This window comes from Terriglobales bacterium (assembly GCA_035624455.1).
GTDB lineage: Bacteria > Acidobacteriota > Terriglobia > Terriglobales > Acidobacteriaceae > DASPRM01.
On record DASPRM010000008.1, the window covers coordinates 1 to 16388 of the forward strand.

19 protein-coding genes are annotated in these 16388 nt (G+C 58.4%); 8 read left to right on the forward strand and 11 right to left on the reverse strand.

What is annotated here, in order from left to right:
• The 3 genes from VEG30_00850 to VEG30_00860 all read right to left on the reverse strand — a co-directional run.
• Positions 1 to 185, reverse strand: a 185-nt coding sequence (locus VEG30_00850; protein HXZ78447.1) for a class I SAM-dependent methyltransferase, incomplete at its 3' end; no start/stop codon positions are given.
• 90 nt (positions 186 to 275) lie between these two features.
• Complete coding sequence (locus VEG30_00855; protein ID HXZ78448.1) at positions 276 to 803, reverse strand: DinB family protein; 528 nt, start codon at positions 801 to 803, stop codon at positions 276 to 278.
• A 40-nt stretch (positions 804 to 843) separates the two neighbouring features.
• Positions 844 to 1602, reverse strand: coding sequence for a YIP1 family protein (locus VEG30_00860; GenBank protein HXZ78449.1), 759 nt, complete (start codon positions 1600 to 1602; stop codon positions 844 to 846).
• 181 nt (positions 1603 to 1783) lie between these two features.
• Here VEG30_00860 and VEG30_00865 point away from each other — a divergent pair, with 181 nt between their 5' ends.
• Positions 1784 to 2047 (forward strand): hypothetical protein, encoded by a 264-nt coding sequence (locus tag VEG30_00865; protein HXZ78450.1) that lies wholly within the window; start codon positions 1784 to 1786, stop codon positions 2045 to 2047.
• A 53-nt stretch (positions 2048 to 2100) separates the two neighbouring features.
• Here VEG30_00865 and VEG30_00870 read toward each other — a convergent pair whose 3' ends face one another.
• The 4 genes from VEG30_00870 to asnA all read right to left on the reverse strand — a co-directional run bounded on the left by VEG30_00870 (position 2101) and on the right by asnA (position 6270).
• The gene (locus VEG30_00870) at positions 2101 to 3000 is read right to left on the reverse strand and encodes an MBL fold metallo-hydrolase (GenBank protein ID HXZ78451.1); all 900 of its coding nucleotides are present in this window, start codon (positions 2998 to 3000) and stop codon (positions 2101 to 2103) included.
• A gap of 123 nt (positions 3001 to 3123) precedes the next feature.
• Entirely contained in the window at positions 3124 to 4008 is an 885-nt protein-coding gene (locus tag VEG30_00875; protein HXZ78452.1) for an alpha/beta fold hydrolase, read from the reverse strand.
• Between the two features lie 39 nt (positions 4009 to 4047).
• Positions 4048 to 4905, reverse strand: coding sequence for an ATP-binding cassette domain-containing protein (locus VEG30_00880; GenBank protein HXZ78453.1), 858 nt, complete (start codon positions 4903 to 4905; stop codon positions 4048 to 4050).
• A 180-nt stretch (positions 4906 to 5085) separates the two neighbouring features.
• Entirely contained in the window at positions 5086 to 6270 is a 1185-nt protein-coding gene (asnA, locus tag VEG30_00885) for an aspartate--ammonia ligase (protein HXZ78454.1), read from the reverse strand.
• A gap of 278 nt (positions 6271 to 6548) precedes the next feature.
• On the opposite strand from asnA, the gene VEG30_00890 reads away from it, so the two are divergent.
• The 5 genes from VEG30_00890 to VEG30_00910 all read left to right on the forward strand — a co-directional run bounded on the left by VEG30_00890 (position 6549) and on the right by VEG30_00910 (position 10239).
• Positions 6549 to 7148: a hypothetical protein gene (locus VEG30_00890; protein HXZ78455.1), complete on the forward strand. Its 600-nt coding sequence runs from the start codon at positions 6549 to 6551 to the stop codon at positions 7146 to 7148.
• Between the two features lie 303 nt (positions 7149 to 7451).
• Positions 7452 to 8063, forward strand: coding sequence for a hypothetical protein (locus tag VEG30_00895; GenBank protein ID HXZ78456.1), 612 nt, complete (start codon positions 7452 to 7454; stop codon positions 8061 to 8063).
• 244 nt (positions 8064 to 8307) lie between these two features.
• Entirely contained in the window at positions 8308 to 8961 is a 654-nt protein-coding gene (locus VEG30_00900; protein ID HXZ78457.1) for a cyclase family protein, read from the forward strand.
• 181 nt (positions 8962 to 9142) lie between these two features.
• On the forward strand, positions 9143 to 9583 hold the full coding sequence (locus tag VEG30_00905) for a cytochrome c (GenBank protein ID HXZ78458.1): 441 nt from the start codon (positions 9143 to 9145) through the stop codon (positions 9581 to 9583).
• Between the two features lie 116 nt (positions 9584 to 9699).
• Positions 9700 to 10239 carry an isoprenylcysteine carboxylmethyltransferase family protein gene (locus VEG30_00910; protein ID HXZ78459.1) on the forward strand — a complete coding sequence of 180 codons (540 nt, stop codon included), beginning with the start codon at positions 9700 to 9702 and terminating at the stop codon, positions 10237 to 10239.
• Here VEG30_00910 and VEG30_00915 read toward each other — a convergent pair.
• Positions 10205 to 10978, reverse strand: a complete 774-nt coding sequence (locus VEG30_00915) for an anti-sigma factor (protein ID HXZ78460.1) — start codon at positions 10976 to 10978, stop codon at positions 10205 to 10207. The genes VEG30_00910 and VEG30_00915 overlap by 35 nt on opposite strands.
• Entirely contained in the window at positions 10975 to 11475 is a 501-nt protein-coding gene (locus VEG30_00920; protein HXZ78461.1) for a sigma-70 family RNA polymerase sigma factor, read from the reverse strand. Before VEG30_00920 ends, VEG30_00915 begins: the two co-directional genes overlap by 4 nt.
• A gap of 307 nt (positions 11476 to 11782) precedes the next feature.
• On the opposite strand from VEG30_00920, the gene kdsB reads away from it, so the two are divergent.
• A complete protein-coding gene (gene kdsB, locus VEG30_00925) occupies positions 11783 to 12517 on the forward strand; it encodes a 3-deoxy-manno-octulosonate cytidylyltransferase (protein HXZ78462.1) in 735 nt (244 codons plus the stop codon).
• 88 nt (positions 12518 to 12605) lie between these two features.
• Entirely contained in the window at positions 12606 to 13016 is a 411-nt protein-coding gene (locus tag VEG30_00930; GenBank protein HXZ78463.1) for a nuclear transport factor 2 family protein, read from the forward strand.
• 14 nt (positions 13017 to 13030) lie between these two features.
• Here VEG30_00930 and VEG30_00935 read toward each other — a convergent pair whose 3' ends face one another.
• Both VEG30_00935 and VEG30_00940 read right to left on the reverse strand, forming a co-directional pair.
• Positions 13031 to 14176, reverse strand: coding sequence for a M48 family metallopeptidase (locus tag VEG30_00935; GenBank protein ID HXZ78464.1), 1146 nt, complete (start codon positions 14174 to 14176; stop codon positions 13031 to 13033).
• A gap of 39 nt (positions 14177 to 14215) precedes the next feature.
• Positions 14216 to 15655 (reverse strand): phosphoglucomutase/phosphomannomutase family protein, encoded by a 1440-nt coding sequence (locus VEG30_00940; protein HXZ78465.1) that lies wholly within the window; start codon positions 15653 to 15655, stop codon positions 14216 to 14218.
• Positions 15656 to 16388 lie beyond the last annotated feature (733 nt).

Consider the following 16388-nt stretch of genomic DNA (forward strand, 5'->3'; position numbering starts at 1 on the left):
CCGTTGTCGAGAAACAACTCTGCCAGCTTACCGGTACCCGAGCCGATGTCGGCAATGCGCCATTCGGGGGTAAGCCCGCACTCCGCGATCAGCGTGCGCAGAATGGCGCGAGGATACGACGGCCGGTAGCGCGCGTAGTCCTCTACGCGATTGGAGAACCGCTTTTTGGGATCAGGTACCGCCACTGCAGCCTCGAAGGATCATGATCCCCGGGTGGCCCACTCAAGCCCTCTGTTGGCTTGAGTGGGGTAGTTCAACTGGGAGCGCCACGCTCGTTATTTCTTCGGCTTGGCCGTTGGCGGCAGCAGCCCGTTCAGGCGCAGGTACATCGCTGCCTGGGCGTAATGATCGGCCCAGCCGCCCGCCATCATCAGCACTGCCGTGGCGCGCGTGCCTTTTCGCCCACCAAAGAGTTCGACTTCATCTCCCAGGTTGGCGTCGGTCGCTTGTGCCAGGGCTTTGCTGCAGAAATCGAAAGATGCCTTAAGAGCTCCGACTAGCTGGTCTTTAGGCGCATCGTCTTTCAACTCTGCAGTCGTCGGCGCAGGAACATTCCCCACCTTGCTGCACAGCAGATTGTTGGCCTGCGCGGTGTGGATCGGGATGTGCGCGAACGCTTCCTGCTGCGGCGTCGGCTTGAAGCCGTATTTATCGGCCGGCATCTCCTCGACCGCTGCCACCAGGTTCTGCGACTGCCGCTGCATGACCGCCTTTGCGGCCTCGATTACGGGATTCTTCTCCTGGGCCGAGGCGCTGAGCGCAACACTCGTCAGCGTAAACAGACATAGGAAGAATTTGTTCATGCCGGTCCTTTCTTTGTGAACTGCAGTTATAGAACAGCTCTTAGAACAGTGCGATCACCACTCCCGCCAGCGTGATCAGGGCGTACCACACGAAGACAGTCGTCATGGTGCTGGAGCGCTTCAGTTTGCTCACGCATGCATATCCGATGCCCATCAGGATGATGCTCCAGATGGCAAAAATGTCGAACGCGGAGGCTAGTTTGTTCAGTGCGGGATGCTGCACCGCATCGACAAAAAATCCTAGATTCGTGGCCACCGGGTTGCGGATGTTGAACGCTTCGGGATCGCTGCCCGCGAGCACGCTGATGATGGTCAGCGGCGTCTTGAGGATGCCCGGCAGGAACGAGTACATCACCACCGCCATGGAGGCGGCAAAGCTGATCTCGGCTCCCATACCGAAATTAAAGGTGCCCATCAATACGCCGGCGGTAACCGCAGCCACCAGCAGCAAAATTACAGGAGTTGCGTAAGAGATGTCTTTGGTGATGGTGGCGGAGATCTCCATGCGCCGCGCTCTCTCTTCGGGAGACAGCTTCTCTAATTGCTCCACCGCTTTGGGGTTCAGCTTGATTTGATTTTCCGTGATTCGCTCCCAGCCGATCCGATTTCCCACCGCGAAGACAAAAATCAACGACGTAACTGACATGATCAGCCACGGCACCCACCAGCTCGGCTTGCGTTTCAGATCGGTAAAGCTCTGGCCGGGGCTGACGAAGATATTGACCAGACGCTGCCATTCCGAAAGCGGTTGTGCCTGGGGCTGAGGCGAGGGCGTGGAAAGGACAGGAGCTGCACTCATAACGTCCTCCGGAAGATTGGCGGTCGAAGTGCGCGGCAAGCGACCGCAGCAAACTGAAAGCCGCAAGATTTTACCGGGCTCGACGGATCCGGTAAACCGTTATGCGACTGCGCAGGCGACTCGGCTGTCTTGGGGATGCCCCTTGGTGTATCGACTACAATCGCTTCGAGAAGGCTAGCTGATGGAAACCATCCAGAATCGGAATGAAACCGGAACCATTATTCACATCGACAATAAGTTCTTTCTGAATTGCCAGTTCACACGCTGCGAGCTTATCTACACCGGAGGCGATTTCGCCTGGCGCAACACCAGCTTCGTGGAATGCAAGCTGACCTTCGACGGCCCAGCGGGCCGGACATTGAATTTTCTGCGCGCCTTCAATCTGTTGAAAGAGCAAGTTGCTGGTGAAGCAGCATCGCCAGCGGCGACGGGAACGGTGCATTGAGACCTAAAGGATCGGCCTGAAATGACCTATGCAGTGGTTTGGACCGGCGCCCGCTACTTCAACGGGAAGCAATCCAGATCGTTGGCAAACTCTAGAGGCCCCGCATATCGCTTCCGGATCTCAGTTTGCGTCTGATCTTCTTTCCCCAGCGTTCGCAACATGCGATGAGACAAAACCAGGTGCTTGACATGGGCCTCGCCCGCGATTTGTCCAATCACCGAGGGAGGCATGTGCAGGTTCCTCTCTACCCCAACCGCTCCTTCCGGGACGGCGTTGTGGGCGATGAACAAATCGGCGTTTGCTGCCAGGCCCACCAGCCCTGCTCCTTCGCCGTTCGTATCCCCACTAAACGCGATAACCTTGCCAGCCATTTCTACTCGCCACGCTAGAGCCGGGACTGCCCCGTGAATCACGCGAACTGCGCTCACCGCCAGGTCGCCGCTGCGAAACACAGCTCCAGGTTTGGCGCCCACCTCCACATTGTGGGGCTGCATGTTGTAGCTGCCCTTTTCTCCAGGCACTAAGAGCTCGCTGAGATATCGATATGCCCCGCGGTCCCCGAAGAAATCGGACACAAACTCCGTGGTTGCGGGCATGAAGTCGTTGCCCTTAGGGCCGTAGATGGGCAGCGGACGTTTGCGGTCTTCAAACCATGACGATTTGATCAGCGCGGGAAAGTCGCCGCTATGATCAACATGAAAATGTGTGAATAAGATCACATCCAGTTGGGACATTTCCGCGCCACTCTGACCAAAGCGAAGCGCGCTTCCTCCGCCCGCATCCACCAGCAGTCGCGCTCGCCCGTCCTGCCACACCAGATAACTGCTCGAAGCGCGCTTGTCTTGCAGCTCCGGGCCTCCTGAACCCAGCACTTGTACGGCAACACCCTGCGCGCCACAGGACTGCGCGTTAGCCAGTGGCAGGAATGTGCAACTCAGACAAAAAATGAACATGACGGCGAATGATTCCGCCGAGAACCAACACCTCCTGGGGATTCGTCGTAGCTCCACTCTCACGCTCCGTCCTCCGGTGATATTTCTTCTTACGAAGCCCGACTGCAGTCAAGATCAAGACGTCTATTTTTGCAGTTTCGCCAGCCACTCGATCACGATCGCCTGCAACGCGATTCGATGATCTGAAAAACTGTGGTCTGTAGCCAGTGCCCTCTGTTCCACAGTGTCTGAGCCCTTCTGCCGCAACGCAGTTGCTAATGCTTCCATATCGGCGCGGTTCTGGTCGTCTGCCTCGACCAGCAACACCGAGCGATTACGCAGTGACTCTGCCCATTGCACGTAGTCCCAGTCATTCGCGTGCCGCTCCGCCTCGTCGAAGAGAGCTGAGGCAGTGGCCCCGCGCACCGGGTGAAGCTGCGTTTCCCAACGTTTCAGGCGGGTCTCCTTTTCTCGTGGATTGGCATTGATCCTGCCGATGTTTGTGGCCGAAATCATTGCAACTCCCCGGATCGCGGGATCGTGGCTGGCCTCATATCCAGCAAGAAAACCGCCGAAGCTATGTCCTACGACCACCAACCGGCCGGCATCGATGCGATACTTCGCGATATTTGCAGGATTACGCAGGAAACGGACCACTTCCGCCGTGTCCCCGATCGCGCAAGCCTGGGTGAAGCTCCCCTCCGCTCCCCACGTCCCGCGATAGTGGAAAAGCAGAACGTTCCAACCCGCACGCCGGATTGACTGAGCCAGGTCACCGTTGATTTCGTATCCTGGCAGCCCGTGCAGCAATACCACGGTTCCGTGCGGGGTCGCACCTGCCGCCGTATAGAAGAATGCATCCAGTTCGACCCCGTGACTCGGAATGGTGAGTATCGCGAGCCCGGGCGGGAATTGTTTGTCAGTTGCAGGATCCGCAACCACAGCCGCTGGGATCTGCTGTGCCCCTAGCGGCGGACCAGTAATCCATGCTGCTCCGAGCAGAGCCAGGACAATCGCTCGGTTGCGCATACCTCAACCTCTCAGTTCAACGCAGACTTCATTACCAACTTATGCTTTGACGTCACTGGCAGGAATTTTCGGGGTCGCAGCCAGCAGTGACTTGGTATAAGAATTTTGCGGCTCGTGCATGATGCGCCCGGTCTCGCCAACTTCCACAATCTTTCCGCGATACATAACCGCTACGCGCGTGGCCAGATAGCGCACGATCGGCATGGAATGCGAGATGAACAGATAAGTCAGGCCATATTCGCGCTGCAACCGCGCCAGGAGGTTGACAATCTGCGCCCCAACGCTCACATCCAGCGCCGAAACCGGCTCGTCCGCCACGATAAACCGGGGACGCAGCGCCAGGGCGCGCGCGATTCCGACGCGCTGCCGCTGGCCGCCGCTGAACTCGTGCGGATAACGGCGCAGCGCTGATTCTTCCAGCCCCACCGCCCGCATCAGTTCCGCAGCCTGCTGGCGATAGGGAGACACGCGCCTTTCCGGGCCACTCCACGTACTCATTGCCGATGCTGGAGCGGTGGCCGGGCCGTTTGCTTCATGCGTCCGCAGAGGTTCCGTAATGATCTGCTCCACGGTCATGCGGGGATCGAGCGAGCCGAAAGGATCCTGGAAGATGATCTGCATCTCCCGCCGCAAACGGCGCATTTCTTTGTTGCTGGCGGCCAGAATGTTGAGTCCGTCGAATTGTACGCTGCCCGCGCTGGGCTCGATCAGCCGCAGCGCCAGCCGTCCCAGCGTGCTCTTGCCCGAGCCGGACTCGCCGACCACTCCCAGGGTTTCCCCGGCATGAATATCCAGCGATACATCGTCAACGGCGCGCACCTCTCCGCGCGCCCCGCCAAATGGAGAGGTGCCGGTCGGAAATACTTTGACCAGGTTGCGGATTTCCACCAGGGCCACGGGGCGATGATACTGCAAGTTCGAAGTACGATTGGGTGAAGTATCTGTCGAGGATGCGCCCTACTCCTGATGACACCTGGGGCACAGTTGTAGAGCGACCTTCAAGGATCACCCGATGACCAGCAATCATCGGCTCGTGGACAGGCGAGATCGCCTGTCCTGCAACGAGCCACCGCCTCCCTACTCGAGCACGAAAATATTCTTCTTGGCGCAGATGCTCTTCAGGATTTTTGGCCATACCGTGACACTGACTTCGCCGAGGTGCGCCTTCCTCAGGATCAGCATCAGCGTCCGAGACTGCCCGATTCCTCCGCCAATCGAGAGCGGAATTTCTCCCTTCAAAATCCCCTGGTGATAAGGAAATTTCAGGAAGTCGATCTGTCCAGACATCTCCAGTTGCTTCTGGAGAGTCTCGGAATTCACCCGGATCCCCATGGAGCTGAGTTCGTGCCGCCGTTTGGTGACCGGGTTCCATACCAGAATGTCGCCGTTAAGCCCATGAGTTGCCTTTCCGGTTTCCGCGCTGGTATCGGTGACCCAGTCATCGTAATCGGCAGCTCGCATTTCGTGCGGGTAGCCGTCCTTCAAAGGCCAACCGATTCCTACGATGAAGATGGCGGGATATTTCTGCAGCACCTGGGTCTCCCGCTGCTTGCGGGGCAGGTCCGGATACATGTCGAGAATTTCTTCGGCGTGCAGAAAGGTGATTTCATCCGGCAGACGCGGATAGCGCGAATCATCGAGCTGCGGGAACATCTCCAGGGCAAAGCGCTCCGCGCCCACCAACACCTTCCATATGCGATTCACCACCATTCTCAAAAAGGTGAGATTCCGCTCTGAAGGACTGACGGCCCGTTCCCAATCCCACTGGTCAACATAGGCGCTGTGGTCGTGGTCGAGGAAATAATCCTTACGAACCGCGCGCATATCCGTGCATATGCCCTCGCCGGGCTGACAGGCGAACTGCCGCAGCGCCATTCTCTTCCACTTGGTAGCTGCTTGTACTACCTGCGCGTCGATGGGGTTGCGGTTGCGGTCGTTGGAAATGTGAAATTGTATGGGCGTGCGCGAGCCGTCACGATCCAGCATGTCATTGACGCCGCTCTCCACGTCTACGATGAGCGGCACTGTCACCATCAACAGGTTCAGTTCGCGGCAGAGGTTCTCTTCGATATATTGTTTGACTGCAAAAATGGCCTGTTGTGTTTCCTTCGGCGTCAGCAGGGACTGGTAGTCCTTGGGAAGTATGCGTTCAATCTCAGCGTAGTCGCCGATGCCCGGACCCGCCAGATCGGCCTTCTTGTCGAGCGCGGGCGGTGTCTTCTGAGGCGTCTTCTTGTGCTTTTCAAGCGTGGTGGTAGTCATGAATCCTCCGCCGAAAAACCTGACACAGCTTGCACAGGGCCGCAGTAATGAGGGTCACTAGAGCGTGTGCCAACCGATCCTTAGCGGCAGCTTAGTCCGTTTGCTTAGGCCTTGGGGCTCAGTGAGTTGGCTATTGCATGCCGGCAGTAACCCTTTTGCTTAGTTCCGCAGGCTCAGCCACTTGGAGTATTGCGCGCAGGTCCAGGGAGGATCATTCTCTAGCGCACATTCCCCGTCCCCAGACCGTGGCCGGGAGACGCCAAGGAGGATCCCGGATTATGAACCGCATCGCTTGTAGCGCCGTGTTGCTGGTGATCGCGCTCACCTTTTCGTCGCTGGTTGTGGCGCAAGTCACTGACGTTTACCAGCTCAACTATTTTTCCAATTCATCGGGCCGCGTCGCGGGTACAGCTGAGATCGATCAGGCTGTGCGCATCATCAACCCCGGCGAGCAGGGCACGCCACTCAGCGGCAAGCAGGGCACCGTTTGCGCCGATATTTACGTGTTCGACGACAACCAGGAAATGAGCGAATGCTGTGCCTGCCCCATTACCGCCAACGGCTTGCTCATCCTGTCGCTGAACTACGATCTGAACGACAATCCGCTGACTGGTTTTCCTGCCCCCAGAGATGGCGTGCTCAAGATCGTGTCAGACAACGGCGCCAACTGCGATCCCACTTCGCCTGTTCCAACTCCCGATCTGCGGGCATGGGCAACCCACCTGCAGAATCCGGGAGGCGTGCTGGTAACCACGGAGACGGAATTTCAGGCTGCCACTTTGCAGCAGGATGAACTCTCCTTCCTCGGAACCGCGTGTTCCTTCGTGCAGTTCCTGGGTAGCGGCAAGGGTACTTGCGAGTGCGAACTTCCCGATTAGATAGTGCCTTCGTCTGGTTAAAAAGAGACCACCCTCATTACGGGTGGTCTTTTCTTTTGTCGTAGCGCGATATTTCCGTGTCATCCTGGCCGCCCCGACTCCCTACCCGAAAGCTGTGTCATCGCACATCGCCGAACCCTTTGGGATTACGAGCCGTCGAGTCCTCACCGTTTGGGCTAGGCGCATTTGGTTTGTCCTGTTGGCTGCCCCATTTGGGGAATTGTGAATGAATCCTGCCGGGTGCATTCTGCCCTGACGATTTCCGCCACCGCATGGCCGGATTCGCATCAAGGAGGACCCCGTATGTGTAAGACTCTCTCGGCTGTCGCCCTGGTACTGTGCCTGTTTACCTTCGCCTCTTTTGCTCTGGCGCAGGGCATTAGCGACGTTTACCAGGTGAACTATTTCTCTACCGCTGTTCGCATGGAAGTCCCGGCTTACCCGGATTCCGCAGTTCGCATCATCAACCCCGGCGAGCAAGGAACGCCACTTTCCGCAAAGCACGGAGCGGTATGCGCCGACATTTATGTATTCGACGCCAACCAGGAAATGAGCGAGTGCTGCTCCTGCCCGGTTACCGCGAACGGCTTGCTCATCTTCTCCGTGAACTATGATCTCAACGGTAATCCGCTGACCGGCTTTCCGGCTCCCCCCAATGGTGTGATCAAGATTGTCTCCGACAGTTTCGCTAATTGCGATCCTACCAGCCCGGTTCCCACTCCGGATCTGCGCGCCTTCGCTACCCACCTGCAGACTCCGGACGGGAGTCATGTGACGACGACGGAAAGCGAGTTCGCGGATGCTGCGCTTCAGCAGGACGAGCTTTCTTTCCTCGGCCAGGCTTGCTCGTTTGTGCTTTTCCTGGGAAGTGGCAAGGGTTCTTGCTCCTGCCCGGTGGAAGTTGCGACGATGTAGCGCGATCTTGAAGTTGTAGGGCCACGTTAGCTCTCCCCCGTGCAGGACCATTCGTTTCGTCAGCGGATGGTCTTGCACGTGATGTTGCAGGGAATTTTGGGCCGTACCAGGGTTGAACGACGTTAAACGGGCCGAAGGGGTATTCGCTGCGCGCAACCACGCGCAGCGAATATCCTTTCGGCCCGTCTGAATTAGCGATCAGCACTCAATGGTCAGCAAGCAGCTCCGAATTACAATCCACCACATGGCCATCTTTGACCTCTCGCATCCCCTGCAGCCTGGAATGCCCTCCTATCCCGGTCTGCCGCAGCCCCAATTCCACGTCTTTCTCGCGCACGGGGATGCGCCGAAGCATGCGCACTATGCACCCGGCACCAGCTTCCAGATCGCTGCTTATGAATTCGCCGGCAATACCGGAACCTATGTCGATGCTCCGTTTCATCGGCATCCTGATGGCATGGACTTCGCTTCACTGCCGCTGGAAAAGCTCGTCAATCTGGCTGGATTGTTGATTGACGGTCCCCATGACGGCCCCATCCATGCGCAGCATTTCGTAGATCTGGACGTGAAGGGTCGGGCCGTTCTGCTACACACGGGATGGGCTAGCCGCTGGGGAGGAGACTACTTCCGCTCTGGCCCCTACCTCACCGCCAGCGCCGCCGAGCATCTGGCCATGACGGGAGCAGCATTGGTGGGCATCGATTGCGCCAACATCGATAACATGCAGGATTCCGCGCGCCCAGCACACACCATCCTGCTGGGCGCCGGAATTCCCATCGTTGAACATCTCCGCGGTCTCGAGCAGGTAAGCCGAAGAAGATTTCGGTTTTTTGCTGCCCCTCCCGCCATCCAGGGCGGAACGTCATTCCCGGTGCGCGCCTTCGCGATAGCGGAGTGAAGCAGCCAGCCGCACCAAGCTCTAGCGTTCGGTGAGCGTCCGCTTAGAATCATCCACTTAGAGACAGCCCTTGGCCGGAGGTCTGTGTACCTTTGGGGGCGCGCATCACCCCATTTGGTGGGCAGGATCACGGTGCGACCGGGCCAATCACGCTACCCTGTGAGGTGGTCAAGGAGGCCCCATGCGCGCCCTGATTTTGCCTGTGCTCTTATTCATATCCGCAATAATATCGGTTGCCCAGATGCCACAGACGCCCGCCGAAAAGCCAACTTTAAAGCTCAGCAAGGTAGGAGCGGCGTACACTCCACCCTATTCCGGCAAACAGATGTATGACGCTTACTGCGCCTCCTGTCACGGACTTGACGGAAAGGGAACCGGGCCTGCAGCCGCCCTCAAGGACCCGATACCGGATCTGACGAAGATCAAGAAGCACAACCAAGGCACGTATCCCGCGGCGCACGTCGCCGAAATCATTCGTGGCGACGTCAGCGTGGCGGCACATGGCTCCAAAGATATGCCGGTCTGGGGTTCGGTTCTGCTTAGAGTAAGTGATCATCATCCCGCCGAGGTGCAGCAGCGGATCGCGAATCTGACGGGATATATCCAGTCGTTGCAGAGGTAAGCCACCGCCGCGCTGCAGGATCCACCCCGGCTATCGAGGCTTCCTTTGTTGTCGCCGAGCCTCGATGCAGCGGATGAACCTTTCGTTCTCGCGTGAGTTCAATCCATAATTCAGCCATGTCGGCGTCTGCCCAGCTTTTCGCGCTCTTTCGCACAGCGCTCTTTGTGGTCTTCATTATGGGGACAGTATTGGTCTATCTGCCCTGGTGGCTGGGAATGTTTCGCTGGCCCAGCGACTGGGTCTGGCGTTGGGAGTTACTTGGCATTGTGCCTCTGCTGGCAGGTATTGGGATCGCTCTGCGTTGTGTGTTCGCTTTCGCATGGGAGGGACTGGGCACGCCGGCCCCGGTGGATGCGCCCCGCAAGCTGGTAGTCACCGGCTGGTACCGTTACGTACGCAACCCGATGTACTGGGGAGCGTTTCTCATCCTGCTCGGCGAGTGGGCGCTTTTTGGCACAGGATGGTCCACGGTTCTTTACCTGGCGGGCTTCCTTTCGGCAGTTCTTCTGTTTGTAGTTTTCTATGAGGAACCAGCGCTGCAGCGGAAATTCGGTAGCGAGTACGAGGAATACCGCCGCAACGTCCCGCGCTGGATTCCTCGACGCTTTCCCTGGGAGGGTATTAGCCCGTCCCCACCATCAGGATCGGCGGGGTAGGCACTTCGCTGCCGGCTTCGTTTTCCATGGTTATGGCGAAACCTTTAGCCTCCGTGCCATAGGGCATGCCTGGACCCATCATGGTGGCGCTTCCCTTGGAGTCAGGCTTGAACATGCCGCAAGGCATGGGAGCCGCCCCCGACATCGGGAGTAGCCAGACCTCGTAAGCTTTGCCTGCCGGTGGAGGTTCCATGTTGCTGGCCAGAAGCACGAGTTTCCCGGTGCTCGCCATATAGACCGCTTTCGCTTGCGGTTGTGGCCTTGCATTGGCCGCGATCAGGGTGAACCGCTTCGCTTCCGGCGAAGTCAGGAGATTGGCAACTTCGCGGGCGTGCTGCACCTCGCTCTGAACTTGCGAATTCTGTGCCTCAAGATTCTTAATCCGCCGATTCAGATCCTGACTCTGCCGCCAAAGCGAAAAGGCCACCAGGGCCATCGCCACGGCTGCCAGCGAAGGTACCCAGAACCAGCCCCATGCTGAGGACCTGCGGCTCTCCCGCTCGGCGGCCGGCTTCTCCTGCGCAATCGCCGAGAGCAGTCGCTGGCGCGATCGCGCTGGCGGCGCAGGACCCTCAGTGGAAAGAGCCAGCAGGCTTATGTCTGTGTGCAGCTGTTCCAGTTCGCGGCGGCATTCGGCGCAGCCTGCAAGATGTGCCTCCAGCGCTGCCTTGTCGGCTCCCGTGAGCGTATTTAGGGCATAAAGCGCCAGGTCTTCCGCGAATTGGTCGTGGGCGGTCATTCCGCAAACGCCTTCCGCAGCGTTATGAGTGCCGCGCGAATACGTGTCTTCACCGTCCCCAGTGGCTCGCCTGTCTTCTCCGCGATCTCGCTGTGTGTCATGCCCTCAAAAAAAGCCATCTCCAGCGCCGACCTCTGGGCTTGGGGAACGCCTTGCAGCACCGCGCGAATCTTCTCCACCACTCGCCGTCGCGCGGTGCCATTCTCCAGGTCCATATTAATGGCCACTGTCTCCGGAAGTTCGTCTTCCGGCTTCTGCTTGCGCAGCGCGTCAATCGAACGGTGGCGCGCGATCACCGCCAGCCAGGCTCCCAGGGCGCCACGGCGGGCATCGAAGACTCCAGGATTGCGCCACAGCTGCAGGAAAACATCCTGCAGAACATCCTCGGCCGCCGCGCTGTCGCGTAGAATGCGCAGCGCCACGCCATAAACCACCGAAGAGTAGCGGTCGTAGAGCGCTGCCATCGCGCCTTGATCGCGCGCACCGACCGCCGACATCAAGGCCTCATCCGAGGGAGGAGAGGATGGCTGCGCCACTGCCACGCAAATAGTCTCGTCTCGCTGGAATAATTGTGCTCTCGGCTGACACAGAGCCAGCCCGAGCTAATCAGGCTTTGCCAAGTTAACAGCACGAGCGCGCCGCCACAAGTCTGAGCCGCGGACCTGCCAATCCATTGGAAGTACGGGACGGACGGGGCCACGGATTGCGCGGATTCATAACCATCACCGCTAGAGATAAATGTGTATTTGTTTCCCTTTACTCTGATCCGTGAAATCTGTGTAATCCGTGGCAAACTAGGCGCACATGTTTGCGATAGCCGTTATCCCTGCCCGGCTGGCTTCGACAAGGCTGCCGCGCAAGATTCTGCGCGAGCTCTCAGGCCGGCCCATGTTGGCGTGGGTCTATGAGGCGGTTCGTTCGTCAGCTCTGCTAAAAGACGTGATTGTGGCCACCGACTCGGAGGAAATCCTGCGACTCTGCCGGCAACAGGGCTGGCACGTCCGCATGACATCGCCCCAACACCGCAGCGGCACTGAGCGCGTGCATGAAGTTGCACAGACGGTCGCGGCAGACGTGTATCTGAACGTGCAGGGAGATGAGCCGCTGACCCGCCTGGAACACATCGACTCGCTCCTGCGGATCATGAATGATTCTTCGGTCGAGGTGGGCACGCTCAAGACGCCAATGGCCGCGATCGACATCCCCAATCCCAATGCCGTGAAAGTAGTGACAGACTCAGCGGGACGAGCGCTCTATTTTTCGCGTGCGACCATCCCCTGCGATCGCGATCGCACCGCCGAGGTTCGCTATTTCAAGCATCTGGGCTTTTACGCTTATCGCAAGGCGGCGCTGGATCGCTTCGTAGCGCTGCCGGAATCCTCGTTGGAGCGCAGCGAAAAGCTGGAACAATTGCGGTTTCTCGAGAATGGAATTTCTATTCAGGTAGCCGAGACTCCGTTTGATACCGTGGGCGTCGATACAGAAGAAGACCTGCGGCGAGCCGAGGAGCTGCTTGTCTCGCTTTCCCGACGCGGGTGAGGAGGCTACCGGCACGGATTCACAAGGATCAGTCTGCAAGGAGAACATCGGTAGCAGTATTCACAAACTCGCGAGGGTCATCCCGACGATGAAGCCACAGAACAGCGACCTGGAGCAGATACAAATCCTGCTGAAGAGCATTAATGACGCCTGGCTGAAGGGACGGCCTGAAGACGTTCCTCAAGCGCTCACTCCACACTTTCATCCCGACATTTGCATTAAAGGCCCCGGCCTTCAGATGATGGCCAAGGGCAGGGACGCCTGTGCGCGCAGCTATCAGGAATTTCTGCAGCAAGCCACACTCAAGGACTGCGCGCTCTCTGAGCCAGAGGTGAGCGTCTATGGAGATACCGCGGTTGCGACTTTCAAATGGGAAATGACCTATGTCCTCCAAGGCCAGGAATATCGCGAGTCCGGCTATGATCTGTTCGTCCTGTGCCGCGCCGACGGGCGCTGGCTAGCCTGCTGGAGGGCGATGCTGCCAGCTCCTTCACAATAATTCCTGGGCATGAATCAGGTGCGCGCTGCCCCGCGCGTCCAGTCCTGGGCGGCGGCGATGCGCTTGGAAATGGCCGGATGCGAGTGGAAAAACCATTCCACCCAGCGCGGTGGAGTGCGCTCGGCAAGGTTCTGATCGGCCAGCTTATTCATGGAAGACACAAACGGCTCGATGTGGGGAATGGACTGGAAACAATATGCATCGGCTTGTCTCTCGTTGTAACGGGAATACGCGTTGACGGCGGGCATCAGCAGCAGCGACATGGCCGTCGAAACCAGCACCAGCAGCGGCAGGTTGGCGAAATCAGCCAGCGTGAGAAACATTCCCCTCTCTACCGCATAGCGCAGGATTTGTGCCGTCGCCCAAAAGCCGACGAACGTGATGCCCATTTGCACCAGGATCCCTTTCAGCATATGGCGGTGCACGTGATGCCCAAGTTCATGCGCCAGCACCGCCTCGATCTCGTCGGGGGAATAATTCTCCAGTAGGGTGTCCGCAAGAATGATGCGCCGGGTAGCGCCAAGACCAGCCAAAGCGGCGTTCGCCTTCCTGGATTTTTCCGAAAGCTTCCACTCATAAACCCCGCGAACCCGTGTGCCTGCCCGTTCGCTCAGCCGCAGCAGGCGCTCGCGTAACTCGTCGTTTTCCAGCGGCTGGAATTTGTAGAACAAAGGAAACAGCAACACGGGAGCAATCTGCGCGAACAATATGCTGAGCACGATGAAAACCGCCCAGGCCACCAGCCACCAGTACTCCGGCCAGCTGCGTATCGTCCAGTAGATGAGTTCCACTAGAACCGTGGCAATCACCAATCCCACCAGCCACGATTTGGCCTGATCCCACAGCCAGGAACGCAGCCGCTGATTCGACAAGTTGTAGCGGTGCTCAAGGCGGAACGAATAGAAGTCCAGAGGAAAGCCCAGCAGCTTGCTCAGCACCGCCAGCATGATCACAAACAGGAACACCGCCAGGGGATAGCTCTGAAAGGCGCCGCGGTAGGCCCAGTCGCGGAGGGTGCCGCTCCAGCCTGTGATCAACAATGCGAGCAGTACCGCCAGGCTCAGCACCAAGTCCAGGATCTGGAGCCGCCGATGAATGCGGTTGTATTGCCGGGCTTCCGGGGAATCCTGCTTAGTACTGCTGGCCGCGATCATGGTCATGCGGTAGTCACTCAGACCGGCGATTCCGCCCGGTTTTGTTCAAGCTGCCTTCTCGTGCACGAACGCCTCAGCCGTAGCCAGGATCTCCTCCACCAATTGCGGCGACGCCGCCTCGCAATAAATGCGCATGAGAGGCTCGGTTCCGGAGGCACGCATCAGGATCCAGGCTTCTGCGCCGTTTCCATTTTTTGGGGCGGCAAGAAACAGTTTCACACCGTCCAGGTTTTCTTTGCGGTCTACCGCATACTTTCCAAATCTCTTGATGTTGCCGGAATCCGCCCGGCTGATGGCAGCGTACTTGATCTCGTCAGGGATGTGCAGGTCCCGCCGGCCATAGAAGTGCGGCCCGAACTGGTGCTGCAGCTCCGCCACGATTTGACCCAGAGGCTTGCCTTCATCAGCCATCACGTTGGCCAGCAGCAGCGAATTGAGCATGCCATCGCGCTCCGGCAAATGGCGTGGAATACCGATGCCCCCCGATTCTTCGCCGCCGATCAGCACTTCTTTGCCGGACAGCACCACGTCAGTTACGTACTTGAACCCGATCCCGTGCTCAATTAACTCGCGGCCATACTGCGCCGCGATGCGGTCGAGCATGCGGGTTGTGTTAAAAGCGCGAGTCACCGCTCCCGACCATTTCTTATACTTCAGCAGCCAGGAAAGCAGGATGGCATAACACTTGTGCGCGTCCACGAAGGTGCCATCTTCAGCAACGGCGCCGATGCGGTCGGCGTCGCCATCGGTCGCCAGGCCGGCATGGCAGCCCTCTCGCACCACGGTTTCCTGCAGCATCTTGACGTGCGGCTCGATAGGCTCGGGGTTGATCCCGGGAAACAGCGGATTAACTTCGCCGCGGATCTCGACCACGTCCACTCCGCGGCTCTTCAGAATTCCTCCTACGATGCCGCGTCCCGCGCCGTACATATAGTCGATGGCCAGGCGAAACTTGGCTTTGGCAATCTTGTCGAGATCGGCAAATCGCGAAATGGCGGGGATGTAGGGCGCCTTCAGATCCACTACTTCGATCTTAGCGGGTGTGCCTTTCGGCATGGCGCCGGCCCGCACCTCCGCCTCGATCTGTTTAATGACATCCGGGCGCGCCGACCCGCCAAACTTCTCTTTGAACTTCACCCCATTCCAGTTGTAGGGATTGTGACTGGAAGTAATGGCCACGCCGCCGGCGGCGTTCCAGTGTTTTACGCAATAAGAAATGGCGGGAGTGGGAGTGTAATCGTCCGCCAGCTTCACCGGGATTCCGGCAGCAGCGATCGTCTCGGCGGCTGCCCTGGCGAAGCGATCGGACATGAAGCGGGTGTCGTAGCCAATGATTAGCCCGCGGCTGGGATCTTCTTTCTTCAGAACGTAAGCCGCGATGGCGCCCGCCACGCGGCGCACATTTTCGAACGTGTAGTCGTCAGCAATGACCGCTCGCCAGCCATCGGTTCCGAACTTGATTTCCCCGGCCATCGTCAGGCGCAAATGTTTGATTGTAGCTGAATCGCAAAGCCGTGGTGATCAACTACGCTCGTATGGCCTTCGAAAATCCTGACGACACCACCTGTGGATACGCGCGGATGATGCAGCCGCGCGGAAAAAGACGCTGGCCTTTCTGGAAACGAATCTTAAGATGTAGGGATTTCAGGATCGGCTATGTGCTTCGATCCCACCTTCGCTACGCTCAGGATGGGGCACCCGGCGGCCATGCCTGCCGGGTCGGGCGTCATGAACTGTTTTGTGGCGTCTTCTCTGACCTGAACAAGTTAGTCAGATGGTATGCAAAATTTGGCCAGCACAGAAAAGCCAAACCCAGAATGTAACCCCCAACTCGAACGTACCCAAGCTGGGCTCCTGGAACGTGAGATATCCAGAAACCGAGTGCGACAATCGCCCAACGAACAGCGTGCGCTGCCAAATCGAGAGGATAGTCCACTCCTATTTCTTACGAATTGCCCACGCCGACAGCCATATGCATGCGACCCCGGTTGCAAAACCTACAGTGTGATTAAACATATTCAATAGTTGCACATCCATCAATGATCATCTTCCGATGGCGCAAACCATTGCGGAGACTGCCGGGTGCCCCAGGTCTCGCGCTTTTCGAGACCTGGGCTCTTCCCTTTTCCACCGTGTCGGGCGGGTGCCCACTCAAGCCCTCTTTTGGCTTGAGTGGCCTAGTTCCCCTGCTGGGCAAAGTCTGCGCGCCGCCCTCAAC